This is a genomic window from Octadecabacter temperatus (assembly GCF_001187845.1).
Taxonomy (GTDB): domain Bacteria; phylum Pseudomonadota; class Alphaproteobacteria; order Rhodobacterales; family Rhodobacteraceae; genus Octadecabacter; species Octadecabacter temperatus.
The window spans coordinates 2,968,962-2,994,158 of record NZ_CP012160.1 but is presented as its reverse complement, the minus strand read 5'-3'; the positions used below and the strand labels follow the sequence as shown (position 1 = coordinate 2,994,158).

The 25,197-nt window shown below is 55.1% G+C and carries 25 protein-coding genes; 15 read left to right on the top strand and 10 right to left on the bottom strand.

What is annotated here, in order from left to right:
- Window positions 1-28: 28 nt before the first annotated feature.
- Window positions 29-238 carry a hypothetical protein gene (locus OSB_RS15040; protein ID WP_049835755.1) on the top strand — a complete coding sequence of 70 codons (210 nt, stop codon included), beginning with the start codon at window positions 29-31 and terminating at the stop codon, window positions 236-238.
- Window positions 239-298: 60 nt separating this feature from the next.
- On the opposite strand, the gene holA is transcribed toward OSB_RS15040, so the two are convergent.
- The 5 genes from holA to OSB_RS15015 form a co-directional block, all read right to left on the bottom strand.
- Entirely contained in the window at window positions 299-1,327 is a 1,029-nt protein-coding gene (holA, locus tag OSB_RS15035; RefSeq protein WP_049835754.1) for a DNA polymerase III subunit delta, read from the bottom strand.
- 3 nt (window positions 1,328-1,330) lie between these two features.
- Window positions 1,331-1,819, bottom strand: coding sequence for an LPS assembly lipoprotein LptE (lptE, locus tag OSB_RS15030; protein WP_049835753.1), 489 nt, complete (start codon window positions 1,817-1,819; stop codon window positions 1,331-1,333).
- Window positions 1,806-4,361: a leucine--tRNA ligase gene (gene leuS / locus OSB_RS15025; RefSeq protein ID WP_049835752.1), complete on the bottom strand. Its 2,556-nt coding sequence runs from the start codon at window positions 4,359-4,361 to the stop codon at window positions 1,806-1,808. Before leuS ends, lptE begins: the two co-directional genes overlap by 14 nt.
- Window positions 4,362-4,430: 69 nt before the next feature.
- Window positions 4,431-4,898, bottom strand: a complete 468-nt coding sequence (locus OSB_RS15020) for a DUF3576 domain-containing protein (RefSeq protein ID WP_049835751.1) — start codon at window positions 4,896-4,898, stop codon at window positions 4,431-4,433.
- A gap of 160 nt (window positions 4,899-5,058) precedes the next feature.
- Window positions 5,059-6,198 carry a porin gene (locus OSB_RS15015; RefSeq protein ID WP_049835750.1) on the bottom strand — a complete coding sequence of 380 codons (1,140 nt, stop codon included), beginning with the start codon at window positions 6,196-6,198 and terminating at the stop codon, window positions 5,059-5,061.
- Window positions 6,199-6,432: 234 nt separating this feature from the next.
- Here OSB_RS15015 and OSB_RS15010 point away from each other — a divergent pair, with 234 nt between their 5' ends.
- A complete protein-coding gene (locus OSB_RS15010; RefSeq protein ID WP_049835749.1) occupies window positions 6,433-7,092 on the top strand; it encodes a YggS family pyridoxal phosphate-dependent enzyme in 660 nt (219 codons plus the stop codon).
- Here OSB_RS15010 and OSB_RS15005 read toward each other — a convergent pair.
- Window positions 7,089-7,583 (bottom strand): L,D-transpeptidase family protein, encoded by a 495-nt coding sequence (locus OSB_RS15005; protein WP_049835748.1) that lies wholly within the window; start codon window positions 7,581-7,583, stop codon window positions 7,089-7,091. The two genes, OSB_RS15010 and OSB_RS15005, sit on opposite strands and share 4 nt — an antisense overlap.
- 76 nt (window positions 7,584-7,659) lie before the next feature.
- On the opposite strand from OSB_RS15005, the gene OSB_RS15000 reads away from it, so the two are divergent.
- On the top strand, window positions 7,660-8,505 hold the full coding sequence (locus tag OSB_RS15000; protein WP_049835747.1) for a DMT family transporter: 846 nt from the start codon (window positions 7,660-7,662) through the stop codon (window positions 8,503-8,505).
- Here OSB_RS15000 and ribA read toward each other — a convergent pair.
- The gene (ribA, locus tag OSB_RS14995) at window positions 8,502-9,596 is read right to left on the bottom strand and encodes a GTP cyclohydrolase II (RefSeq protein WP_049835746.1); all 1,095 of its coding nucleotides are present in this window, start codon (window positions 9,594-9,596) and stop codon (window positions 8,502-8,504) included. The two genes, OSB_RS15000 and ribA, sit on opposite strands and share 4 nt — an antisense overlap.
- A 153-nt stretch (window positions 9,597-9,749) precedes the next feature.
- Between ribA and OSB_RS14990 the strand changes: the two genes are divergently transcribed.
- From OSB_RS14990 to OSB_RS14965, 6 genes are all read left to right on the top strand, one after another.
- Window positions 9,750-10,436: a response regulator transcription factor gene (locus OSB_RS14990; RefSeq protein WP_049835745.1), complete on the top strand. Its 687-nt coding sequence runs from the start codon at window positions 9,750-9,752 to the stop codon at window positions 10,434-10,436.
- A 191-nt stretch (window positions 10,437-10,627) separates the two neighbouring features.
- On the top strand, window positions 10,628-11,752 hold the full coding sequence (locus OSB_RS14985; protein ID WP_049835744.1) for an aminotransferase: 1,125 nt from the start codon (window positions 10,628-10,630) through the stop codon (window positions 11,750-11,752).
- A 25-nt stretch (window positions 11,753-11,777) separates the two neighbouring features.
- Window positions 11,778-12,566, top strand: a complete 789-nt coding sequence (gene xth / locus OSB_RS14980) for an exodeoxyribonuclease III (protein WP_049835743.1) — start codon at window positions 11,778-11,780, stop codon at window positions 12,564-12,566.
- Between the two features lie 131 nt (window positions 12,567-12,697).
- Entirely contained in the window at window positions 12,698-13,612 is a 915-nt protein-coding gene (gene trxA, locus OSB_RS14975) for a thioredoxin (RefSeq protein WP_049835742.1), read from the top strand.
- 26 nt (window positions 13,613-13,638) lie between these two features.
- A complete protein-coding gene (locus OSB_RS14970; RefSeq protein WP_049835741.1) occupies window positions 13,639-14,280 on the top strand; it encodes an LON peptidase substrate-binding domain-containing protein in 642 nt (213 codons plus the stop codon).
- Window positions 14,277-14,471: a Trm112 family protein gene (locus OSB_RS14965; protein WP_049835740.1), complete on the top strand. Its 195-nt coding sequence runs from the start codon at window positions 14,277-14,279 to the stop codon at window positions 14,469-14,471. The genes OSB_RS14970 and OSB_RS14965 overlap by 4 nt, the downstream gene beginning before the upstream one ends.
- Here the strand turns inward: OSB_RS14965 and OSB_RS14960 are convergent.
- Entirely contained in the window at window positions 14,468-15,673 is a 1,206-nt protein-coding gene (locus tag OSB_RS14960) for a UbiH/UbiF/VisC/COQ6 family ubiquinone biosynthesis hydroxylase (RefSeq protein WP_049835739.1), read from the bottom strand. The genes OSB_RS14965 and OSB_RS14960 overlap by 4 nt on opposite strands.
- A gap of 77 nt (window positions 15,674-15,750) precedes the next feature.
- On the opposite strand from OSB_RS14960, the gene OSB_RS14955 reads away from it, so the two are divergent.
- From OSB_RS14955 to OSB_RS14930, 6 genes are all read left to right on the top strand, one after another.
- Window positions 15,751-17,079 carry an amidase gene (locus OSB_RS14955; RefSeq protein ID WP_049835738.1) on the top strand — a complete coding sequence of 443 codons (1,329 nt, stop codon included), beginning with the start codon at window positions 15,751-15,753 and terminating at the stop codon, window positions 17,077-17,079.
- 108 nt (window positions 17,080-17,187) lie between these two features.
- Complete coding sequence (locus OSB_RS14950) at window positions 17,188-18,366, top strand: aminotransferase class I/II-fold pyridoxal phosphate-dependent enzyme (RefSeq protein WP_049835737.1); 1,179 nt, start codon at window positions 17,188-17,190, stop codon at window positions 18,364-18,366.
- A gap of 11 nt (window positions 18,367-18,377) precedes the next feature.
- Window positions 18,378-21,395 carry a DNA translocase FtsK gene (locus tag OSB_RS14945; protein WP_049835736.1) on the top strand — a complete coding sequence of 1,006 codons (3,018 nt, stop codon included), beginning with the start codon at window positions 18,378-18,380 and terminating at the stop codon, window positions 21,393-21,395.
- An 87-nt stretch (window positions 21,396-21,482) separates the two neighbouring features.
- A complete protein-coding gene (locus OSB_RS14940; RefSeq protein ID WP_049835735.1) occupies window positions 21,483-21,860 on the top strand; it encodes a hypothetical protein in 378 nt (125 codons plus the stop codon).
- A 36-nt stretch (window positions 21,861-21,896) separates the two neighbouring features.
- Window positions 21,897-23,306: a PepSY-associated TM helix domain-containing protein gene (locus OSB_RS14935; RefSeq protein ID WP_049835734.1), complete on the top strand. Its 1,410-nt coding sequence runs from the start codon at window positions 21,897-21,899 to the stop codon at window positions 23,304-23,306.
- A gap of 137 nt (window positions 23,307-23,443) precedes the next feature.
- Complete coding sequence (locus tag OSB_RS14930; protein WP_049835733.1) at window positions 23,444-24,061, top strand: LolA family protein; 618 nt, start codon at window positions 23,444-23,446, stop codon at window positions 24,059-24,061.
- On the opposite strand, the gene OSB_RS14925 is transcribed toward OSB_RS14930, so the two are convergent.
- Window positions 24,058-24,441: a hypothetical protein gene (locus OSB_RS14925; protein ID WP_082166482.1), complete on the bottom strand. Its 384-nt coding sequence runs from the start codon at window positions 24,439-24,441 to the stop codon at window positions 24,058-24,060. The genes OSB_RS14930 and OSB_RS14925 overlap by 4 nt on opposite strands.
- A gap of 20 nt (window positions 24,442-24,461) precedes the next feature.
- A complete protein-coding gene (locus OSB_RS14920) occupies window positions 24,462-25,049 on the bottom strand; it encodes a transglycosylase SLT domain-containing protein (protein ID WP_049835732.1) in 588 nt (195 codons plus the stop codon).
- Window positions 25,050-25,197 lie beyond the last annotated feature (148 nt).

The following is a 25,197-nucleotide window of genomic DNA, read 5'->3' as shown; positions in this document are numbered from 1 at the left end:
CATGATTTTTTCGCACTGGAGTACAATTATGAAAATCAAGACACTTATCGCTGCAGCAGCACTTGCTAGCGCATCCACAACTTCTTTCGCCGGTAACACAGAAGCAGTCGTAATTCCTCAGTCCCCTGAGTTTGTTGCTCCTGCGGCTGCGCCATCTTCTTCTGGCGGCAAGTACCTCATTCCGATCGTAGCTTGCTTGATCATCTGTTCCGCACTGGCTTCCAGCAGCGGCACCTAAGCTTTACGCTTACCGAGTTTTGGAAAAGGCAGGCCTTGCGCCTGCCTTTTTCGTTTTGGCCTAGCCTCTACGACGTCCGAGCATGGCCAAGCGGATAAACATACGCTCAACCAACGCACGGTCCGGCGCGGAATGCGCAGACCTAAGCGTCAGATCGGTATCTGTGATGGTGCCAAGCGCGTCTTCCAGATTGATCCGTCCCCAATTTGAGGCCTGCCGCATAATACGATCGCGTCTCTCTCCAAAAGCAGGTGGACGCAAACGGCCAATGCCAGCGCTGGCACCGCCGGGGTCCGAAGCGACTGTATGCAATTGGCGGAAGTGGCGAAGCGCACCGATGCACAGAGCGACAGGTTGCGTTCCTTGGGCATAGAGGCGGCTTAGCACAGGGCCAATCTCGGCTGCCTTAAGGTCAGCCACCACATTCAAAATGTCATCGAGATCTGCTTCGTTCGACAATGGCGCGCAGGCTTCAACGTCAGCGACGGACACTACTGCGGTCTCACCTGTCAAATACAGACCAAGTTTTTCAATCGTTTGGCGTAGGTCTCCCGGCGCCATTTCGCGTGCCAAAGACGTTATAAGGTCCATCGCATCGGGCCCGACATTCGCGAGCCCAGCATCACGCAGCGAACCTTCGATCTCGTCACGGGTGGGTGGGTCATCATAAACGCCAGCAGCATAGGCGGACGAGTGCCCTTCAAACAGTTTTCGTAAAGATGAGCGGGCATTCAATTGGCCGGCTGTAACCACGATCTGCGCATCGCCTTCTACCCAATCTGCAAGCGCAGGCGTCAGTGCTTTCGTGACGCTATCGCCAGCTTCTTCGATAAACGCGACTCTTGGGCCAGGGAAAAATCCCTGCGCCTTAATCGCGTCCCCGAGCAAAGCTGGGTCTTTACGTAGTTCAGCCCCGGTCATCCGCGTCAGACGCATTTCTTCTTCGCCGTTCGGACCGACCAGCGCTTTGATGACGTCTTGGCGTTTTAATGCGACACGCATTGCGTCACCGCCGTAGATCAAGATACCCGCACCTTTCGGGTTCGGCTTCCGGAAATAGTTGGCAGCGTCGCGGGCGGATAATTTCATGACCTAACGGCCCGCCGAAGCAACGATAATGTCTGTCACAATCAGGTCGGCCAAAGCGAAGGCCAGACGGTCACGGGCGTCGTCTTGCGCCTCACGCGTCGCGACGGTGGTCCCAAACGCGGAATATGCGGTAAAGGTTTCCGCGGTTCCTGACGCAAGCGGGGTATCATTCCCCGGTTCTGTCAGTTCCCATGTCGCCTTGCCCGGTAGATTGAAGCGGTTGATGTCCTGCGCGGACGAGATCACGACCGCCTCTTCCTCGATCTCAAGCTGAACTGTGAGCAAATAATCACCTTGTTCAACCCGCCCGAGGCGATCTTCAAGGCGCGTACGTAGTCGGAAACCTTCAGGCGTATCAGGGGCGCGATACGCAATGCGGCCACGTAGCGTCCGCGCTGAACCGTCGGTGCCATAGACAGGTGTAAACCCGCAGCCCGCCAACGGCAAAGCGGCAAGTACACCTAGAAATTTACGTCTGTCAGATGACAACATTGATAATCCGGCCCGGTACAACGATCAGCTTTTTGGGCGCGTTGCCCTCCAATGCCTTAACGACAGCCTCATCCGCCAGCGCGAGTTTTTCAACCTCTTCCTTGCTCATGTCCTTTGGAACGGCAAGTTCAGACCGACGTTTGCCATTGATCTGGATTGGCATGGTGATGGTGTCTTCAACCAACATGTCCTCGTCTGCGACTGGCCATGGCGCGTTGGCGATAAGACCTTCACCACCGAGCATTGCCCAGATGTCTTCGGCCAAGTGCGGTGTCATTGGGGACATCAGCTGCGCGAGGGTTTTCATGGCTTGGCGCTTGGCGTCGCCACCCGCCTTGGATTTCGCAATTGCACCCGTGAAGCCGTAAAGCTTTGCGATAGATGCGTTGAAGCCAAAGGATTCCACGCCTTGGGTGACGTCATGAATAGCTTTGTGCATATCGCGCAGCAGGGCTTCGTCCTGATTGTTAGAGGCGCCTGTGTTGTCTGCAATTTCACAAGCGATGCGGTGGACACGTGACAGGTGTTTGTGGGTCGCTTCTGCACCGGATGCCGTCCATTCCACGTCCCGTTCCGGAGGGGAATCGGACAGAACGAACCAACGCGCAGTGTCTGCGCCGTACTGATCAATGATCGCCACTGGGTCGACAACGTTGTTCTTTGATTTGGACATTTTGGCGGACGGGATGATGTCGACCTGCGTTCCATCTTTCAAGAACCCGCCACCATCGCGTAGCTCAACTGCTTCAGGATAGTGGTAAACAGGGCGACCATCAGCGCCGTCGGTCTTGAAAATCGCGTGTGTCACCATGCCTTGGGTGAATAATGCATCAAACGGCTCAATCGCTGTTGCAGGCAAGTGGCCTGTCTTGTGCATCGCACGGGCGAAGAAGCGCGAGTAAAGCAGGTGCAAGATCGCGTGCTCGATACCACCGATGTATTGATCGACATTCATCCAGTACTCAGCGTCGGCCTTTTCCGTAGGTGTTGCTGCATGGGGTGCAGTAAAGCGGGCGAAATACCAGCTGGAATCTACGAAAGTATCCATCGTGTCGGTTTCGCGCAGGGCGGGCTTACCACAAGCTGGGCAAGGAACATTCCGCCATGTCGGATGGCGGTCCAGCGGGTTGCCCGGAATGTCGAAAGACACATCATAAGGCAGCTCAACCGGCAGGTTCTCTTTCTTCTCGGGCACCACGCCACAGCTGTCGCAATGAACAACTGGGATTGGGGCACCCCAATAGCGCTGGCGGCTTAGACCCCAATCGCGCAAGCGGAACTTGGTAACACCTTGGCCAACGCCGTTAGCTTCACAGAAATCTACCGCAGCATTGATCGCATCTTCGCCGTTGGTTGCTGGATCCCATGCAAATGGGGTCAGCCAGTGAACCATGTCAGTCTTGGTTGGCACAAAGGCTTCGGTCAGTTCTGGGTCGCTGTCTTCATTCGGCAAGAACGTCGGGATGATCGGCAACTCGTATTTCTTGGCGAAATCGAAGTCGCGTTGATCATGGGCAGGGCAGCCGAAAATCGCGCCCGTGCCGTAGTCCATCATGATGAAGTTGGCGATGTAGACAGGCAATTCCCAAGACGTATCAAACGGATGGCGAACGCGCAGACCGGTATCAAAGCCAAGCTTTTCAGCCTTTTCCAACGCCTCAGCCGTTGTGCCACCTTTGCGGCATTCAGCGTTGAACCTGGCGATTTCTGCGTTGTCTTGCTCAAGCTCTTTGGCGAGCGGGTGATCGGGGGAAATACCGACGAAAGACGCGCCCATCAGAGTGTCTGGACGGGTCGTGTAAACCTCAACGCGGTCATGCGCGCCGATGCCTTCGACCATCGAGAACGAGAATTGCAGACCGCGTGACTTGCCGATCCAGTTTTCCTGCATCAGGCGCACTTTGGCAGGCCAGTTATCCAAACCATCCAGCGCTTCAAGCAGCTCATCCGCGTAATCGGAGATCTTGAAGAACCACTGTGTCAGGTCTTTGCGCTCAACCTCGGCACCCGAACGCCAGCCTTTGCCGTCGATGACCTGCTCGTTGGCCAGAACGGTCATATCGACCGGATCCCAGTTCACAGTCGCGTTCTTGCGGTCAATCATGCCTGCATCAAGCATGTCGATGAACAAGGCCTGCTGCTGGCCGTAGTATTCAGGATCACAGGTCGCAAACATGCGGTCCCAGTCGATCCCGAGGCCCAGCGGCTTCATCTGTGCGACCATGTCGTCGATGTTTTGGTAGGTCCAATCCTTGGGGTGACCACCAGATGCCATCGCCGCGTTTTCGGCGGGCATACCAAAGGCGTCAAAGCCCATCGGGTGCAGCACGTTATGACCTGTCGCCAGCTTATAGCGCGCAATCACGTCGCCCATTGTGTAGTTACGCACGTGCCCGATGTGGATGCGGCCGGACGGGTAGGGGAACATCTCAAGCACGTAGTACTTGGGTTTGTCGTCACTGCGGACGGCCTTGAATGTCTCGGCCTTGCCCCAAGCGGCCTGCCACTTTGCTTCGATTTCGGAGGGTGAGTATTGCGACATGTCGTGTCCTTAAAAAGCGAACGCCGGGTGCTGGACCCGGCGCCTGAAAAACTGTGGGTTGCGCCTGATTTACAGTGCGCCGTCTGCGATGCGAATTTGGCGCGCGCGTGAAAGAATTGCATCCTCAATCGCGCGGGTGGTTTCTGCTGCAGCAGGACCAGAACGCGTGAGAAGCGCAACATTGAGGGAGCGCGCATCAAGTGCAGGATCGGTGAGGTAGATCGTGGCGCGGTAAGCGCGGCTGCCACCGGGTGGTGTGCCGTATCCCATAACGATTACGCCAGTGAACGGATCGACGGATTCGACAGGCAAGAAGCTGAGCACATCCAAGGACGCGGCCCAGAGATAGCGGTTCACGGCAACGCTTTCAGCGCCACGTGTACGGGTGGCTTGCGTGGTGGTCGCGTTTGCGTCACCGCCGCCACCCAAGCTGCCGATTGATCCGAACGGATTACTACCAGAACCGCCGCACGCGGATAGCGTGGCGATCAGGCCAATTCCAAAAGTCATGCGAATGCGTTTCTTAAATCCGGTCACGGGGTCGTCCCTTGCGCTTTTTGCTTGGCAAATGTGTAGCGAAGGGGGGCAGGTGCCACAAGACCCGAGGTTATCGCGATGCGGAGGAAACGAGGCCTAAAACAAGAAAGGGCGGCTCCCGAAGGAACCGCCCAATACTTTAGAGATATATTCGGTTCAATTAGAACGCGAAGGAGATCTCAACAGTTGTACCAACCTGGTAGTCGTTAGCGCCGATTTCGTCGCCAGCGTCGTTAGTCAAGTCGGAGTCATCAGCGTAGGATACGAGCAAAGACGCACCGGAACCGAGGTCGTACTCACCAGCAACGTAGTAACGATCGCTGCCTGCCAAACCGGCGTTGTCCAGGTAACCAGCGTAAACCATGATGCCGTTACCGACGTCATAGGAACCCTCGAGGCCCCACTTAGCTGTGCCTTGGTCGTCCTGGTAGTCAAGAGCAACTGCAACTGGACCGTTTGCGTAAGCAAGGTTGATGCCCCAGTTGTCGCCAGCCGCAGCAGATTCAGAAACGTAGTAAGCTGTCGCTGTTACTGGGCCGAATGGGTAAGCAACGCTTACACCGATGGAGTCAGAGGAGACACCGGAGGAATCGCCAACATCGTCAGAACGCTCAGCGTAAGCAAGACGAACGTCTGCACCAGCGAAGGATGTACCAACGGAAAGACCGAAGACTTCGCCTTCGTTGAAGTCACCGTTTGCGGCGTCGTAAATAGTTGCGCCTGCAGCAGAAAGTGCTTCCTGGTATGCCATTACAACGTTGAAGTTGCCGAAGTCTGCAGATGCACCGATGGACAGCTGCTCAAGATCGCTAACGCCGTTTACGGAGTTGCGAACGTTAGCTGCATCACCCAACACGTAGGAAACCTGAGCGGAAACTGCGCCGAATGCCATTTCGCCGCGAAGTGCTTCTTCGCCGTCAGCTTCGGAGAAGCTGTCAGACTCCATGTCGCCTGCAGAAACCCAGACGTTCTGTGCTGCGAAGTTTGTGTCGCCGTAGTACAGACCAGCTGTGTCGTTTGTCAGGGACAGTTCGTAAGAATCGCCCCAGTTGCCAGTGCCAGATGCGAGGTCTTCGAGGTCGATGGACGCAGCAGCTACGAGGCCGTTGTCCAGTTCAGCTGCGAAACCGATTGTGACGTCCAGCTCGGAGTAGAAGCCGAAGTTGTCATCTGTGGATGTGTTGTCGAAGTCGTTGTAGCCAAGGTTCGCATCACCGGAGAAAGTGACGCCAAGGTGGCCGTCAGCAGCTGCTACGCCGGCGAAGCCAACGAGTGCTGTTGTGAGTAGGATCTTTTTCATTGTGTAATTCCTCGTGTTTGCATTCTTCGAGAATGCCAGTTCAACTAGCATTGAAGGCTGTTTGCGCCCAAAGCCTTGCACACTCAAGGAATTTGGCCCCTGAAAACCGACCCGCTGTGAAAATGATGCAGACGTGCCACACACCGATATGGGGTAATCAGGCCATGACAGCCCTCTAATAACGGCCTATGTCAAAGTGAAACACAAAACACGCCACGTAATCAGGAGGTTGCTATGGCCCTGCAAGATATAAAGGACCGGATCAGATCCGCAGAAGAGAAGGCAGGGCGCGCTGCGGGAAGTACCCAGCTTATTGCGGTCTCAAAGGTGCAACCGAATGAACGCGTCCAAGCGATTCTCGAACAGGGGCACCGCGTGTTTGGTGAGAACCGTGTGCAGGAGGCCGCTGGTAAGTGGCCTGCGTTTCGTGAGGAGTTTGAGGGAATCGATCTGCACCTTATTGGCCCGCTGCAGACCAATAAGGCCCGCCAAGCGATGGAACTGGCGCAATCTATTCATACACTGGACCGCCCAAAGCTCGCCAAGACATTCGCGCGACTGGCGCAGGAAATGGGGGCGTGTCCTGATCTCTATATACAGGTGAACACCGGAGAAGAGCCGCAGAAGGCGGGTGTTTTGCCTGCCGATGCAGATGCGTTTGTGGCTGAGGCCGTCGCGATGGACCTGCCTGTGCGCGGGTTGATGTGTATTCCACCAGTTGGTGAAAAGGCCGCAAAGCATTTCGCGTTGCTTGGTGAAATCGCGGCGCGCAATGGGCTTACGGGCCTGTCGATGGGCATGTCGGGTGATTTTGAAACCGCTGTGGCGCTTGGGGCGACCCATGTGCGCGTAGGTTCGGCGATCTTTGGGGATCGTGTACCGCCTGCGGGCTAAAGCACGATTAGACGCGTTGTTGGCGAAAGGCGTGGAGCGATCCATGCAAGGTCCGCAGGTCTTAGGCCAATGCACCCTTCTGTCGGGTGACCGGGTTTGCGCCAGCGGTGAATGAAGATCGCTGATCCGCGGTCTTTTACGGCGTTCGGCCAGTTCCAATCCGTCAGAATAACGAGGTTATACAGCGGGTCCGCTCGGCGCAATTTTTCATGGCTATATATATAGGGCGCTTGGACCTGTTGATTATAGTCAGGTTGGGACGGGTCATCGGACCACAAATCGCGGGGGTGAATTGGCTTTGCGCGATCGGTTGGCTTTTCAATCCTGTCAGGGCGATACAGAACGCCAACAAGGTTATGCGTTCCGCGCGGCGTTGCGCCGTCCCCTTCTTTCTTATCATCGCGAATACCACCCTTGCCGATTGAACAGGGGAACTTGCGGTTCAAAAACCGTAAATGGGTTGGAGTGACGACAAGATCAGTGGGTTTCATACCGCGAGATTGAGCAGAACTGCGCGGGTTGTTCAAGCTGCTCTGCTGGGCCTAATGTGCGTCAAAGGGGAGCGGAATGCCGACGATCGTTATAGGAACCACGCTTTTGGCGGCTTTGTTGCACGCTTGTTGGAATGCACTTGCAAAAGGGGCCGCTGACAAACACCTGAGCATGGCCGGCGTGATAATCGGGCATTTGCCATTTGCCATCATTGGGCTGCTGTTCGTTCCGATGCCGGATTTAGCGTGTTGGCCGTATTTGCTTGGATCGCTGGTGCTTCATTTCGGATATCAGGTGTTTTTGCTGAATTCTTATCGCATTGGCGATTTGACACAGGTCTACCCTGTCGCGCGTGGAATCGCGCCATTGATCGTCGCAATGGTATCTGTGTCTTTCCTCAACGTGATACTTGGATGGCAGGAAGTTTTGGCGATTGTTTTGATCGGCACAGGGTTGCTGTCGCTTGGGTTGGTGCGCGGGCATGGTGGTGCGCGAAACCCCAAAGCGGCTATGTTGGCTGCGGTGACGGGCTGTTTCATTGCCGGCTATTCACTGGTGGACGGGCTTGGCGCGCGCGTCGCGGGAACTGGCGTCGGGTTTTACGGGTGGTCCGCCATTTGCAACGCTGTGATTTTCGCGACGTTTATGCGGGTCACTAAACCGGGGACACTGTCACGCCTGTGGACTGAAGGACGATTTGTGCTGATTGTTGGTGGTTGCGCATCTTATTGTGCATACGCGCTGGTCGTTTGGGGTTTCATGCAAGCGCCAATCGCGTTGGTCACGGCATTACGCGAAACATCCATCATCTTTGCGCTGTTCATCGGCGTGTTCTTTATGGGGGAGCGATTGGACCTGTTTAAGGTCGGATCAACGTTCCTAACACTCATCGGTGCCGTATTACTTCGGTTCGCGCGTTAAAGAAGGTGGCCGGATTTCTTAGCCTTCGTCGCGAGATAGGCTTGGTTGTGGCGGTTTTCACCAACTTTGAGGGGTACACGCTCAGTCACGGTTAAGCCGCAGCTTTCGAGTTTCGCAATTTTCTCTGGGTTGTTGGTGAGAAGGCGAACTTGTGAAAACCCAAGTTTGCGCAGAATCTCAGCGCCAATACGGAAATCGCGTTCATCATCGGCGAAACCAAGGCGGTGATTGGCTTCAACGGTATCAAAACCCTGATTCTGTAACGAATAAGCGCGCATCTTGTTGGCGAGGCCAATTCCGCGCCCTTCTTGATTGAGATAGAGAAGGACACCGGCACCCTCGGATCCCATTTGCACCATCGCACCGCGCAATTGCGGGCCGCAGTCGCACTTCAGACTGCCGAGCACATCCCCGGTAAAACATGCCGAGTGTAGACGGGCCAAAACAGGGGCAGCGCGATCAGGGTTTCCAATCTCAATGGCGTAATGTTCTTCGGCGCCATCTTCAGGGCGGAAAATGTGGAGACGGCCTGCCTCGGACACATCAAGCGGCAAGCGTGCAGAAATAACGGGGTCTAAAGGTGTGAGATCAGTGTCGAGCGCGGTTTTTGCGTCGAGACGTGTGAGATCGTGCATGGATGCGAAAGCAGAGCCATCATCAAGGGGGGCAACGACGCAGGCTGGCAATAGACGCGCCATTTTGGTTAGCGCGATTCCCGCACGGTGCACGTCAGTTTGACCTTCGCGCGCGGGTTTGAACGGGCCTTTCATCGGGCTGCTTAGGTCATCTGCCGGATCAGCCATGGCCCGAACCCAACGCAAATCGACATCATTGGGCAAGGCAACGCGTGCAATATCACCATCGTAAGCGGGTACTTTGAGGGTCGCGGCACGGTGCGCAGTGATCGTGAGAACTGGGTCCATCCCCTTCAACGTGGCCAATCGCTGCTCGGTCAGGGTTTCGGCGGCCAAAATCATCACCGCGTGATCGCCATCACAGACCACAACCGGCACACCCATTCCCAGATCGGCGCGCGCGCGGGCGAGGCGTTCTGTCAGAGTCGGTATCAAAGCGGTGGTCGGGAATGTCATAATTGGCCTCTGATTGCCCCCAACCGATACCTGTATCGGTTGGAAATTGAAACAATTACCCCGCTAACGACACGTCGGCGTGAGAAGTTGCCATAAAACTTGTGTGAATACGTATCTCATCACATCTAAGGTACAACGAAGGAGATACCAGTAATGGCACAACTCAAGAAAATTCTGCTCGTCGATGATGACGAGGACCTGCGCGAGGCGCTTGGTGAGCAACTGCTTATGACCGAGGACTTCGATGTCTTTGAAGCAGGCAATGGCGCCGAAGCGATGACGAAAGCCAAAGAAGGGCTTTATGATCTGGTGATTTTGGATGTCGGGCTTCCCGATACGGATGGCCGCGAGCTGTGCCGCTTGATGCGCAAGCAAGGCGTGAAATGCCCAATTGTGATGCTGACTGGCCATGATGGGGACAGTGATACGATCCTTGGGCTTGATGCTGGCGCCAACGATTACGTGACCAAACCGTTCAAGTTTCCCGTGCTTCTGGCCCGTATCCGCGCCCAGTTGCGCACGCATGAGCAATCAGAGGACGCTGTCTTTACGCTTGGGCCATATACGTTCCAGCCAGCGCAGAAGATGCTGGTCACTGAAGAAGAGAAGAAGATTCGCCTGACCGAAAAAGAGACGAATATTCTTAAGTTCCTATACCGCGCGACCGAAGGCGTCGTGGCACGTGATGTGCTGCTTCATGAGGTTTGGGGTTATAATGCGGGTGTTACAACGCACACGCTTGAGACACATATCTATCGTCTTCGTCAGAAAATTGAACCTGACCCCAGCAACGCGCGTTTGTTGGTGACGGAAAGTGGCGGTTATCGACTCGTCGCTTGATGCAGATCAAGGCTTGGGCCGCTGATGCGGGCTAGCCAGAAGAAGTTCCCTAAGACAGGGTTTTCTTCACTTTCTCCCTGTTGGACTTACCCCGGCCATTTGGTCGGGGTTTTTTTATTTCCGGGACAAAGAAAGAGGGGATGGACTGATAACTGTGAGCCTGTTCCAATGGCTACAAAGGAGACATGGCAATGCAAATTGAACCGTTCGGAGTTGAGCAATGGATGAATGCTTGGGAAACCAAGTGTGAACTGAACTTGGCAGAGACCTGTGTGGCGTCATTGACGCTTTCGGAGTTGATGCAAATGGCGGGGACCACGCAGCAGATGCCGAGCGAATTGGCCGCGATGCAGATGACCTATGGCGAGATTCGGGGGTCAACCAGATTGCGCGGGTTGGTGGCTGGGATGTTTGCGGAGCAGGCGGCTGAGAATGTGCTGATTACACACGGAACAATTGGTGCAAATCACATGGTTTATCAGACGCTTGTTGGCGCTGGAGACCATGTTGTGGCGGTGACGCCGACCTATCAACAACATACTGCAATTCCGCGATCCTTGGGGGCCAAAGTTACCGAAGTCGCGTTGAGTGAGGCAGGGGGCTGGTTGCCGGATTGGGATGCAGTCGCGGCGGCGGTGACGCCAAGCACAAAGGTTATCGCGTTGACCAATCCGAATAACCCAACGGGTGCATTGATTGATCGTGCTGGGTTGGAGTGCGTTGTTGAAATCGCGCGAAGCGTTGGCGCGTGGGTGCTGTGCGACGAGGTTTATCGTGGGACAGAGCAAGGCGTTCCTGCGCCGTCTATTGTTGATGTTTACGACAAAGGAATTTCAACGGGGTCTACGTCTAAGGCGTTTTCTTTGGCGGGGCTTCGATTGGGTTGGATTATTGGGCCAGAAAGCCTGCTGGATGCCTGCGAGATTCACCGTGATTACACGACGATCAGTGTTGGTATGGTCGATGACTACTTCGCGGCGATGGCGCTTGAGGCGAAGGACGTGATTTTGGAACGCTCACATGAGATCACGCGCGGCAACCTTGCGATGTTGGATGCTTGGGTGCAGGGCGAGCCTAAGGCGCGCTATGTAAAGCCTAAAGCCGGAACTACGGCGTTTGTGGCACTTAATCTGGATATTCCTTCATATGATCAATGTGTTGCGTTGCTAAAAGACACGGGCGTGATGTTTACACCGGGATCAGCGCTGGGCGTTGAGGGATACGTACGGATCGGATTCGCATGTTACCCGAAAGTTCTTAAGGAAGGGTTAGAGCGGGTCTCAGAGTGGCTGGCAAAGCAACCTGTGGCCAGTTAGAGTCCCGAAAAATCAGGAGAATTTCATGTCATTTACGCTTGCCACTTGGAACATCAATTCGGTGCGTTTACGCGAAGGTTTGGTTGCGCGTTTGATGACAGAAGAAGCGCCTGATGTGCTGTGTTTGCAGGAGTGCAAAAGCCCTGTTGAAAAGATCCCGTTGGAGCAGTTTCACGCCCTTGGTTACCGCCACATGGTTGCGCGAGGGCAGAAGGGATACAACGGTGTTGCGATCTTTTCCAAGATGGCGATTGAGGAAGTGGATGCGCAGGATTTCGCGTCTCTTGGTCATGCCCGCCACATCGCTGGACGGTTGGAAAATGGGGTTACGGTTCACAACTTTTATGTGCCAGCGGGGGGCGATAAACCGGACCGTGAGATCAATGAAAAGTTTGGCCAAAAGCTCGACTATCTATCTGAAATGCGGGATTATTTTAACGCAAGTAAACCAGAGAAAGCGATCCTAGTTGGGGACCTGAATATCGCACCGCGTGAGGACGATGTTTGGGACCACAAGAAGCTGTTGAAAATCGTTAGTCACACCCCTGTCGAAGTTGAAGCGCTGGCCGAAACGCAGGCGGCGGGTGATTGGGTTGATGTAACCCGCGCGGACGTACCAGAGGGTAAGTTATACAGCTGGTGGAGCTACCGCGCCAAGGATTGGGACACGGCCGATAAAGGTCGCCGCTTGGACCACATTTGGGCCACGTCTGACATTGCCAGCTCCGCGCATTCAAGCTGCGTTATTCGCGCCGTTCGCGGATGGGAGCAGCCAAGCGACCACGCACCGGTTTTCGCGACGTTTGATTTGTAAATTTCACGCAAAATACGCCGTATAGAATGCGTATAGAACCTGTATAGAAACCGTATATACAGCTGGCCCTTGGACTTTGGCTTGGGCTTGCCCATATAGACGCAAAATAGATGCGCTAATCGGAGACGGAAATGATTGAACTTGGTGGCGGACAACAGCCCGCAGCGGCGAATGACTTGGTTAAGGACGTGAGCGAAGACACGTTCATGCAGGATGTTGTCGAAGCGTCCAACGAGGTTCCGATCATCGTCGATTTTTGGGCAGCATGGTGTGGGCCGTGCAAAACGCTTGGGCCAATGTTGGAAGAAGCGGTGAAGAAAGCCGGCGGGCGCGTGAAAATGGTGAAGGTCGATGTAGACCAGAACCAAGCCATCGCGGGCCAGTTGCAAATTCAATCCCTGCCGACGGTCTATGCGTTTTTCAACGGTAAGCCTGTTGATGGGTTCCAAGGTGCGTTGCCTGCGAGTGAGGTTGAGGCCTTTGTGAACAAGATCGCCGAAATGGGTCCAGAACCGGACAATGGTTTGGACGACGCTGTTGAGGCGGCTGAAACCATGCTTACCGATGGTGAGTTTGCCGACGCGGTAGAGACGTTTTCAGCGATTTTGGAAGAAGATAATATGCATGCGGGTGCTGCTGGTGGTTTGATCCGCGCGCATCTTGCGCTGGAGGACTTGGAGCAAGCTGAGGCCGTCGTAAACGGCGTTCCTGCGGAAATTCACGATGCGCCAGAAGTTGAAGCCGCGCGCGCGGCCTTGGAATTGGCGAAACAAGCTGTCGATGCGGGCCCTGTTGCTGAATTGACCGCAGCTGTTGAGGCGGATGGCGACAACCATCAAGCACGGCTTGATCTCGCCGTTGCGCTGCATGCGTCTGGCGACAGCGAAGGCGCGGTTGATCAACTTCTTGAGATTTTCCGTCGTGATCGCGAGTGGAATGATGGGGCTGCTAAGGCGCAGCTGTTTACAGTCTTTGACGCGCTAAAGCCCACAGATCCCGTTGTTTTGAACGGCCGCCGCAAACTGTCATCAATGATATTTGCTTGATGCGGATGACGGTTTAGGTTGATGGCATGACGAAGCACAAAGACCTTCCTTCGGTTATCCCAATTTTCCCGCTTTCCGGCGCGTTGTTGTTGCCCCGTGCGCAGTTGCCGTTGCATCTGTTTGAACCGCGCTATCTGGCGATGCTGGATGATGCGTTGAAGACGGATGCGCGGATGATTGGGATGGTGCAACCCAATGAAGCCGTTGACGGCGACGACGTGTTGCACACGATCGGTTGTGCGGGGCGCGTGACTGCGATGTCTGAAACCGAATCGGGTGGCTATATGATAACGCTGAGCGGCGTGTCGCGGTTTCGTATCGGTGAAGAGGTTGATGGTTTTACGCCCTATCGTCGTGCTTGCGTTGATTGGAACGGGTTTGAAGATGATCTGGGCGAAGAACAACTAGACCCTGACATGAACCGTGCCGCTCTGATGGCTTTGCTTGAACGGTTCTTTGAGGAGGCTGATCTGAGCACCGATTGGGGCAGCATGAATGAGGCTGAGCCTGAGACATTGATAAATTCACTATCAATGCTGTGCCCGTTCGAACCAGAAGAACGTCAAGCATTGCTTGAGGCGGAAACGTTGCCAGCGCGGCGTGAAATGCTGGTGACATTGATCGAATACGCGCTTCATGGCGGAAACGAACACAAGGTGATGCAATGACACAGAGCGACGAGCGTAAATTTGACCCGAAAATGCTAGAAGCCTTGGTCTGTCCGCAATGTCAGGGGCGGTTAAACTATGACGCGTCGACCCAAGAATTAATCAGCAATGTTGCGCGCTTGGCCTATCCGATCAGGGGTGGAATTCCAGTGTTACTGATTGACGAGGCGCGGATAATCGACCCTGACTAGCCTTTCATGAGGCTTGGGAGGTCACCGGTTAGTCCTGCGGCTTCGCGGATGAATTTGCGTCGCAGGTTCGGGGTGGCATTGATCACGCCCATTCCAACATCACGTACGGCACGCAGCAGCGGGTTGTCGTTTGAAAACAAACGGTTGAACGTGTCCGTTGCGACGGCAAGCGTCGCAGTATCAAATCGGCGCCATTGTTCGTACCTTGCTAAAACAGCGGGGCTGCTGATGTCTTCGCCGCGTTTTTTGGCGTCAGAAATCACATCCACAAGTGCTGCGACATCGCGTAGGCCCGCGTTCAATCCTTGACCGGCGATCGGATGAACGCCGTGCGCGGCGTCACCAATCAATGCAACGCGATCAGCGATGAAACGATTGGCGAGTGTCAGGTTCAGTGGGTAGCTGAAACGCTTACCTGTAAGAGATATTTCACCCAAGAAGTCACCGAACGCAGGGCGCAGTGCATCCAGGAAATCGGCGTCGTTCATGCCCATGATCTCAGCGGCACGTGCGTCGGTTTCGGACCACACAATGGAGCAACGGTTGCCGGGAAGGGGTAGAATTGCCAGCGGGCCTGTTGGCATGAAGAACTGGTGCGCGATGCCGCCGTGGGGTTTTTTGTGTTCCAAGGCGCACACAATGGCGGTTTGCCCGTAGCCCCAACCTGTGCGTTTGATGCCAGCACGCTCTGCCGTTCCAGAAGAGCGCCCGTCAGCGCCAATGACCAGTTGCGCGGTGAGTGTTTTACCGGACGCAAGGGTCACGCCGCCCGCGGTCTGTGCAACGACAGTTTCACCAGACAATTGAGTAATCCGGTCTTCACGATCCATTCCGGTCAGCAAGGCTTGGCGCAGAAAACGGTCTTCGCACATGTAGCCCATCGGGCCTTCTTCGATTTCGGCGTGGTCAAAATGCAGCATCCACGGGGACGGGCCTTCGCCCGCGCGACCGTCGGTCACTTTGATCTCAAGCATTGGTTGGGTGTGGTCGGCAACATCGGTCCAAACGCCAATGTTTTTAAACAAACGCATAGATGCGAGGGCGAGCGCATAAGACCGCCCGTCAAAGTCTTCAAAGCTGCGCGTTGGCGCGGGCAGGGTGTCGATTATCGTGACACGCAGGCCTAAATCAGCCAGTGCGAGGGCGAGTGTCGGGCCGTTCAAGCCGCCACCGACAATTGCGATATCTGTATCCGTGTTCATGTTGCGCACTATGGCTTCTCATGCGGGATTGTCCATGCGCGGGATGGTCGCTACCGTCCGCCCAAAGGAGACAAGTTATGCAAGATTGGCTTTGGGCAACGGCGGCAGATTTGGGGCGCGGAATTGGTGCTGGAGAGATTGATCCGGTTGATCTGTGCGAGGTCTATCTAACGGCCATTGATGCGCATCCGTTGCGGGACCGGATCTATGCACGCGTGACCCATGATAGGGCGCGGGTTGAGGCGAAAGCGGCGTCTGATCGTGCGAAAGCTGGGCAGCGTTTGTCACCGTTGGACGGTGTTCCGATCAGCTGGAAAGACCTGTTTGATACCGCCGGTGTTGCGACCGAAGCGGGGACAAAGATGATGGAAGGCCGCGTTCCTGATCGGGATGCCGAAGTGTTGCGTGTGGCGACAGGTATGGGGCTGGTTTGCTTGGGCAAGACGCATATGACTGAAATTGCGTTTTCGGGCCTTGGCTATAATCCGGTAACTGCGACACCACCTTGCGTGAATGACGCAGAAGCGGTTCCAGGTGGGTCGTCATCTGGGGCGGGGGCGTCCGTTGCGTTTGGATTAGCGGCTGCGGCGATTGGGTCAGACACTGGCGGGTCCGTGCGGATTCCGTCTATGTGGAATGATCTTGTCGGCCTCAAGACAACGTTTGGGCGCTTGTCCGTCGAAGGGTCGGTCGCGCTGTGTTCAGAATTTGATACCGTCGGTCCATTGTGTCGATCCGTGGAGGATGCGGCGTTGGTGTTGAGCGCGCTAGAAGGCGGATCGCCTGTGGACCTGAAGGGCGCTTCATTGAAAGGAATGCGGTTCGCCGCGTTGCGGACAGTGGTTATGGACGACATGCGCGAGGTGCCCTTGTCTGGGTATCAAACTTCAGTTGCGAAACTTGAAGCGGCGGGCGCTGAAATTGTACCGTTAGAGGTGCCTGAGCTTACACGCGCATTTGAGATGTCTGGCCCTTTGTTTACGGCGGATGCCTATGCCAACTGGCGCGATTTGATCAAACAGGATGGCGATAAGATGTATTGGCAAATCTACAATCGTGTGATGGCTGGCAAGGAGGTCTTAGCCCATGATTTTCTCGCCTGTTGGGACGAGTTGCGCGCCATTCGTGCGGCTTACGCATCAGCCACCGCGCCGTTCGATGCCGTGCTATGCCCAGGATCGCCTATTATGCCGCCGAACTGCGAAAAACTGGCAACCGATGAGGAATACTACCTTTCTGAGAACCTATTGGCGCTGCGCAATACGAGGGTTGCGAATTTGATGGGCTTGGCCTCGCTTGTGTTGCCAACCAGCGTGCCGTCGGTTGGGATAATGTTGAACGTGGCAGCGGACGATGACGCCCGATTGCTGCGGATTGGGGCCGCCGCAGAGGCTGCGCTGGCCTAAAAGCCACACAAGTTACCGATAAAGCGTCCTTTTTCTGGACAGTGGGACTCCTGTCAGGCTACTTTGGGAGAAAGCGACCCGTTAATGAGGTCGTAGTTTGAGGCAGTAATGACGTACCCCGAGCGGTTTTCGAACCTACCGGCCTATGCGTGGCCGCGCTTGCGCGCTTTACTCGACGTCCATGAACCGGGCGGCGAGCCTGTAAACATGACCATTGGTGAGCCTCAGCATCCGTTCCCAAGTTTTGTGCCTGACGTGATGGCTGAATCTGTTGGGGAATTTGCGAATTACCCAAGAAACGAAGGCGCGCCAGAGCTTTTGGCAGCGATCTGTGGATGGGTTACACGCCGCTATTCTGTAGATATTACGCCTGACCGTGTGCTGGTTTTGAACGGAACCCGTGAGGGATTGTACAACGCGGCGATGGCGCTTTGCCCTGAAGTGAAGAACGGAAAACAGCCCGTCGTGTTGTTGCCGAACCCGTTTTACCAAGTGTACGCGATTGCGGCTTTGTCGGTGAATGCGGAACCTGTGATGGTCCCTGCAACAGCTGAATCTGGATATTTGCCTGATTACGCAGCACTTGATCCTGAAATACTGGATCGCACAACGATTGCTTACATCTGTAGCCCCGCCAATCCACAGGGTGCCGTTGCAAGCCGCGAATACTGGGCGCAACTGATCGCGCTTGCTGAAAAGCACGATTTCAAGATTTTCGCGGATGAGTGCTATTCCGAGATTTATCGCGACACGCCGCCGATGGGTGTGCTTGAGGCCGCGGCTGATACTGGGTGTGACCCTGAACGCGTGGTTGCGTTTCATTCTTTGTCCAAGCGCAGCAACCTTCCGGGCCTGCGGTCTGGCTTTGTGGTGAGCGGGCCAAAGAACACCAAAGAAATGCGTCAGCTGCGGGCCTATGCGGGCGCGCCGCTTCCTATGCCGATCCAGCGCGTGTCGACGCGTGTTTGGTCAGATGAGGCCCACGTAATTGAAAACCGCGCGCTTTACCGTGCGAAATTTGACGCCGCAGACGCGATTTTTGCAGGCGTGAATAGCTACACTTCACCGGAGGCAGGGTTTTTCCTGTGGCTTCCGGTTGAGGATGGAGAATCCGCAGCACGTAAGCTGTGGAAAGAAACTGGCGTTCGGGTTTTGCCCGGCGCGTACCTGAGCCGTCCCGATCCAAGCGGTGACCCAGGCGAAGGTTATATCCGGGTGGCACTCGTCGCCCCAATAGAAGAAATGCAGCGTGGTTTGACCCAAATCCGCGACTGTTTGTACACGTGAGGAACGGCAAAATGGCTTCATATCAGACTCGACAAAGAGACCCACTTTTGGATAGCTCGACGCAAGCTGCGATTGAAAAACGCGGGCGCGAGCTGGTGGGGATTGGCCTATTTGTGGTCGGCCTGATGGTTGCGATGATGCTTTGGTCCTATGCGCCGGATGATCCGAATTTCATGTCCGCTACGGATGCCCCTGTTCAGAACTGGCTGGGTCGGCCAGGTGCGTCGTTTGCCGCGGCGCTGTTTATGATTGTTGGGTATGCGTCTTGGATGGTGCCGACTGTTTTGATGGCATGGGGTTTGCGTTTCACGCTGCACCGTGGCCAAGAGCGCGCGTTGGGTCGCGTTATTTTCGCGCCTATCGCGATTGCTGTGACCGCGATTTACGCGGCGACACTGTCACCGGGCGCTGGTTGGGACGAAAGCTTTGGTCTTGGCGGGCATTTTGGCGACATGATCTTGTCGATCCTGCTGACGATCCTGCCGTTTGGTGCGACGTTCAGTGTGAAATTGATGTCGTTTGTGATGGGCTTGGGTGTTGTTGCGCTGATGGCGTTCGCGCTGGGCTTTACCATGGTTGAGATTAGACGTTTGGGTCGTTTCCTATTGGTCGGGTTGATCGTTGCATATTCCGGTGTTCTGAAGCTCCTCGGGCAGACGGCGTCGGCGTCTTATAAAGGTGCGCAAGCGTTGGGAACGAAGGTGCAAGAGCGCCGCGAGCTGACACGCCAAGAAAAGGCAGAGTATGAAGCCGAGCTAGAAGCGGCACGTGCTATTCCAGCACCCGCAATGGCCCAAGAAACTGCACGCGTTGCAGCCGTGGTGCGCGCGAACCCTGCGATGCCAACACGCTACGAAGATTTTGATCCGATTGAAGGTGACGCAGCACCGATTGCATCTGCAACACCGGCACCGTTAGCCGCCCCTGTGCGTCACGCTGAACCAGAGCAAAAGCAAGGTTTGTTCGCGTCCGTTTTCAAACGCGCCGACCCGATGCCAGAGCCCGAGCTGATCGAAGAACCGAGCATGGATGGCGACGTTCCTGCTGCGGACAACGACCGTATTTCAGCGCGTATCGCCAATGCCGTACGCACGCGTTCTGGCCAACCACAAGAAGTACAAATCGCAACGAAGCCGGGTGTGAACCCAGCGATCACCGCTGCGATTGCCAGCCGTATGGAACAACCGCAAGAAGCGCGTGTTGAACCACCTGTTGAACGTCACACCGGACCACGCCCACTTGTACTGAACACAGAACAAAAGGCGGCGTTGGAGATGGCCGCGCCGACTGAAGCACCTATGGCGGAATTCGTTGAAGATTATGTTGAGCCGGCGATGGAATATGCGTCTGTAGATGTGGCACCTATGGAAGAACCTGCGGCGGCGTTCACGCCAGCGGCGGTTCCGGTTCCGGAAGCCAAAGCAGTTGTTCAATATCCTGCACGTAAAGTCGTGCAGCCGTCGCGCCAAGCGAAGGCAGAAGCGCAGCCAGCATTGAAATTTGACGACAAACGTCCGGCCTATGAAATGCCGCCGCTTAGTCTTTTGGCATCACCATCCGAAGTGAAGCGACATGTGTTGTCTGACGAAGCACTTGAGGAAAACGCACGCATGTTGGAAAGCGTGCTGGATGATTACGGCGTAAAAGGCGATATCGTTTCGGTTCGCCCAGGCCCCGTAGTCACAATGTATGAGCTTGAACCTGCACCCGGTTTGAAAGCCAGCCGCGTTATCGGTTTGGCCGATGATATCGCGCGTTCCATGTCCGCGTTGTCGGCACGTGTTTCTACGGTTCCGGGTCGTTCGGTCATTGGTATCGAACTTCCAAATGAAAACCGTGAAATGGTTGTTCTGCGCGAGATGATTGCCGCACGTGATTTTGGCGATAGCAACATGAAGCTGCCGTTGGCGTTGGGTAAAGACATTGGCGGTGAGCCGATCATCGCGAACCTTGCGAAGATGCCGCACCTTTTGATCGCGGGTACAACGGGTTCCGGTAAGTCTGTGGCGATCAACACAATGATCTTGTCGCTGCTGTATAAGCTGACGCCGGAAGAATGTCGTTTGATCATGATTGACCCTAAGATGCTGGAACTGTCCGTTTATGACGGCATCCCGCACCTGTTGTCGCCTGTTGTCACGGACCCGAAGAAGGCCGTTGTTGCCTTGAAATGGGTCGTCGGTGAGATGGAAGAACGTTACCGCAAGATGTCCAAGATGGGCGTGCGCAACATCGACGGTTATAATGGCCGCGTGAAAGATGCGCTTGCAAAGGGTGAGCAGTTTAACCGTACGGTTCAGACTGGGTTTGATGATGACACAGGCGAGCCAGTGTTTGAGACGGATGAGTTTCAGCCAGAAGTTCTGCCATACATCGTCGTTGTTGTGGACGAGATGGCCGACCTGATGATGGTTGCGGGTAAGGAGATCGAAGCCTGCATCCAGCGTCTTGCGCAAATGGCGCGTGCGTCCGGTATTCACCTGATCATGGCCACGCAGCGTCCGTCGGTTGATGTTATTACGGGTACGATTAAGGCCAACTTCCCCACACGGATTTCGTTCCAAGTGACGTCCAAGATCGACTCGCGCACCATTCTAGGTGAGCAAGGTGCGGAACAGCTGCTTGGGATGGGTGACATGCTTTATATGGCGGGTGGTTCGAAAATCACGCGTGTACACGGCCCGTTCTGTTCGGATGAAGAAGTTGAAGAGATCGTGACGTACCTGAAGGCTTACGGTCCACCGGAGTACTTTAGCGGTGTTGTCGAAGGTCCTGCAGAAGATAGTGCAAGCAGTATTGATGAAGTGCTTGGACTTGGTGGCAATACAGATGGTGAAGATGCACTATACGATACGGCTGTTGCCATCGTTGCCAAGGATCGCAAATGTTCGACGTCCTACATCCAGCGCAAACTTGCGATCGGTTATAACAAGGCCGCGCGCTTGGTTGAGCAGATGGAAGACCAAGGTATCGTGTCGTCCGCGAACCATGTAGGCAAACGCGAAATCCTGATTCCTGAACGCCAATAACCTTTAGCGCGCGACTTTTCCGCGCGCTAATCGGAACGTCTTTAAAAGTCGCTGGAACTGATCACGGGTTCGTGTAATCGGTGCGTCATGGTTGGTTCGGTTTCAGTATTTCAGAACGTGGCGATGGCTTTGTGCCGTCTTGCCTTTGTTCCGTTTGTACTGGTGTCACTGATCGCACCTGGTGTGATGGTTACCCAATCAGATGACGGGTTTGAGGTCGTGCTGTGTACGGGCGATGGCCCTATAACAATGGTTCTTGATCTGGATGGCGCGCAGGACCACGGGGATGAAAACCCCTGTGGTTGGGCCGTACAAGTTGCTGCCACACTTCATTACAACGCCTACCCACCTTCGATGTCCATCGTCGCGTTTGATATGGATGTTGTCCTACCCGTTGGCGCAGTTCTTGGGGACCAGCGTCCGAATTCCAGTATCCGCGTTAGAGGACCGCCCACCCGTATTTGAACTCACTCATTTTGATTTCAATTACAGGAGGGACCCATGGTCTCAATCGAACCGAACGCGGTTTCGGATGCACAGGTGCAATCTGACCGTACGAATATTTTATATAAAGCAGCTTGGCGTTGGCACTTTTACGCAGGGCTATATGTCATCCCATTTCTGATCATGCTGGCGTTGACGGGGCTTGTGATGCTCTGGATCAGTGTGCTGTCGGGGCGCGATGGTGAATGGATTAATGTGACACCACAGGAACAGGTGTTGCCCGTGTCCGAACTGTCTGACGCCGCAGTGCAATCGGTACCGGGGTCGACGTTGGTGCAATATGTGGCACCGCGCGGCGATGATTTGGTGGCGCTGTTTCGCGTGGATTTGGACGGCGTTGCCACGATGGTTGCGGTGAACCCTTACACGGCTGAAATCATGTCGAGTGCGGTGCGGCGTGAAGGTTGGTATGACTTTGCCAATGATATTCACGGCACGGTTCTGTTGGGTGTGACGGGCGACCGTATGATCGAGATCGCGGCGTCCCTAACGATGGTTCTGATTGCGACGGGGATGTATCTGTGGTGGCCCCGCAACGGCGAAGGGTTTCGGGCGTTGATTCCGAAATTCACTGCACGCCGTCGTAGCCTTTGGAAAACACTACACGCGACGATTGGTGCGTGGGTTTCAGTTTTGTTGGTGTTGTTTCTGTTGTCAGGTCTGGCTTGGGCTGGAATCTGGGGCGGAAAGTTCGTTCAAGCCTGGAGCACATTTCCAGCCGAGAAATGGGGTGCGCCATTGTCTGACGTGACCCACGCAAGCATGAACCATGGTGCGACTGAAGAGGTTCCATGGGCGCTAGAGCAAACGCCGATGCCCGCGTCAGGGTCTGATGTTGGTGTGACAGGATTGTCTGAGGGACAGCCCGTCAACATTGATACCGTTACGACGTTCGCTCGCCAAATCGGGTATGATGCACGGTTCCAATTGAACCTCCCGTCTGGGGAGACCGGCGTTTGGACGATCTCGCGCGATTCCATGAGCAACGACAGCGCTAACCCAACCGATGACCGCACGGTTCATATCGACCAATACACGGGACGTATCCTCGCGGATGTGCGGTTTGAGGATTATTCGATCTACGGGCAAGGCATGGCTGTTGGGATTGCTTTGCACGAAGGGGATATGGGGATTTGGAATATCATTGTGAACACGGTGTTCTGCCTGATGGTGATTTTCCTGAGTGTAAGTGGCGTGGTCATGTGGTGGATGCGCCGGCCAAGCAAAGCAGGCCGGATTGCTGCGCCGTCGATGCCGCGTGACATGCCGTTGTGGCAGGGCGCGGTCTTGGTTGGGTTGGCGGTATCGCTGGCATTCCCATTGGCGGGTCTCACCCTTTTGGCGGTTCTGGTGTTGGATTTCCTCGTGATTTCACGCATTCCGATCCTGCGACGGATGTTATCCTAAAATGATGCGGGGGACGGCGCCGTCCCCCGCGTTGCTATCGCCTATCAAATGGCGTGATATTGCCTAGCATGGACAGCATGGCCAAGTTTGTTGCATTCAAGGGTGTAATGCCCGGTAACCCAGCTTAGGTATCTGTTATGAATATGATTACACGTCGACTTTGTCTTTTGGCTGTCCCCCTTGCGCTTGCAGGGTTCGCGGCTTCACCGTCTTCTGCGCAACTGCTCTCATTGGGGCAGGTGTCCAGTTACCTGAACTCGTTTACCAGTGCGGAAGGTGAATTCACGCAGATCAACGCGGATGGCACGATTTCCACGGGTACCATTTATATCAAGCGGCCAAATCGCGTGCGGTTTGAGTACAATCCGCCTGAGGAGTCGCTTGTCGTTGCGGGCGGTGGCCAAGTTGCGATCTTTGATCCGCGTTCTGATACGGGGCCGGATCGGTATCCGTTGAACCAAACACCGCTAAAGATTATTCTTGAACGTAACATTGACCTGACACGCACGAATATGGTGACTGGCCACACGAGCGACGGCACGACGACGACGATCACGGCACAGGATCCGGATCACCCTGAGTATGGCAGCATCCAGATGGTGTATACGTCCAGCCCGGTTGAGCTGCGCCAGTGGATTGTGACGGATGATACGGGCCAGCAGACAACCGTAATCCTTGGTGATCTGGCAAAGGATGGAAACGTGCCGGACATTCTGTTCAACATCCAACGTGAGATACGGAATTGGGGGAACTAACCCTCGTAAGGTAAATCATCTGGGGCAACCCCAACGTAATCCGGCTCTGGCGTATGCGGGAGTCGGGTTGCTTTTATGCTCTCGAGCCCAAGCATATAGGCCTTCGCAACGCGGTGCATTCCATCCATCAAACGGCCGTCTGCGCATAGTATGATTGGATACTTTAAATCAGCCGCTTCGATTTGCGCCGCATGAACCGCGACAGAGCGTGTCGTGGGTTGCGCATGTTCGTACCAATAGGTTTCATCAAGTTCACCAATGTCCGCCAATGGAATATCCACCACGGGCAATTCAGCCGCGAAAGCAGCTAGTTTGCGCACGTCCCACGCATGCAGACCGTTTGGCCCGTCGCGAAAATGGTACTGAGGGCGTATCACCATTGGCTACGCTCTCAATAGGGTCAACGGAACTGGCGACAGCTGCGCAGTTGCGCATCATACAATTCAGCGCGGTCGCGAACTTCACCCGCAATGCGAACCAACCAAGGCTTTGAGCGGTACGTGCCGCGACGCCAGCCGGTGCGCCCGTCATGATAGGCGAGATACTGGTTGTAGGTGTCGTCCAACGCGATACCGTTTTCACGTACCGTCGCCGTCATGTACCAACCCATAAAGTTGGTCGCGTCGGAGATGTTCGTGCGATCAGATCCACGTCCACCTTCTTGGTCCACGTATTCTTCCCATGTGCCGTTCAGCGCTTGGCTATAGCCAAGTGCGGACGACTGACGCCCTGTCGGGATTACACCCAATGCATAAGTATGCGGAGGTCGGTTGTTAGAGATGAATTTGCTTTCCTGATAGATCATCGCCATCAGAACGTGGGTTTCGACACCCCAATTACGTTCAGCCGCCTTGAATGCACGCACATAGTGCGGGCGCTCCGTAAGAATGGAACAGGCGTTGTCTAGATTGCGCGGCGCAGAACCGTCTCGGGCGCCGCAGCTTCCCAAGATTAACAGTAGTACACAGGCGCGAAAGAGTTTGCTCATATGCCTCATCGCTTATTTATTAGTTTTATTGAGGTGAGTTTAGCAAACGTCAGGCCAACTGGGAACCGGTTTCGCGATGATTTCAGTTCACAAATGCGAGGATGAGCGGGAAACTGACCACTGCCGGTTTTGCGGGCGCCGCAACTAC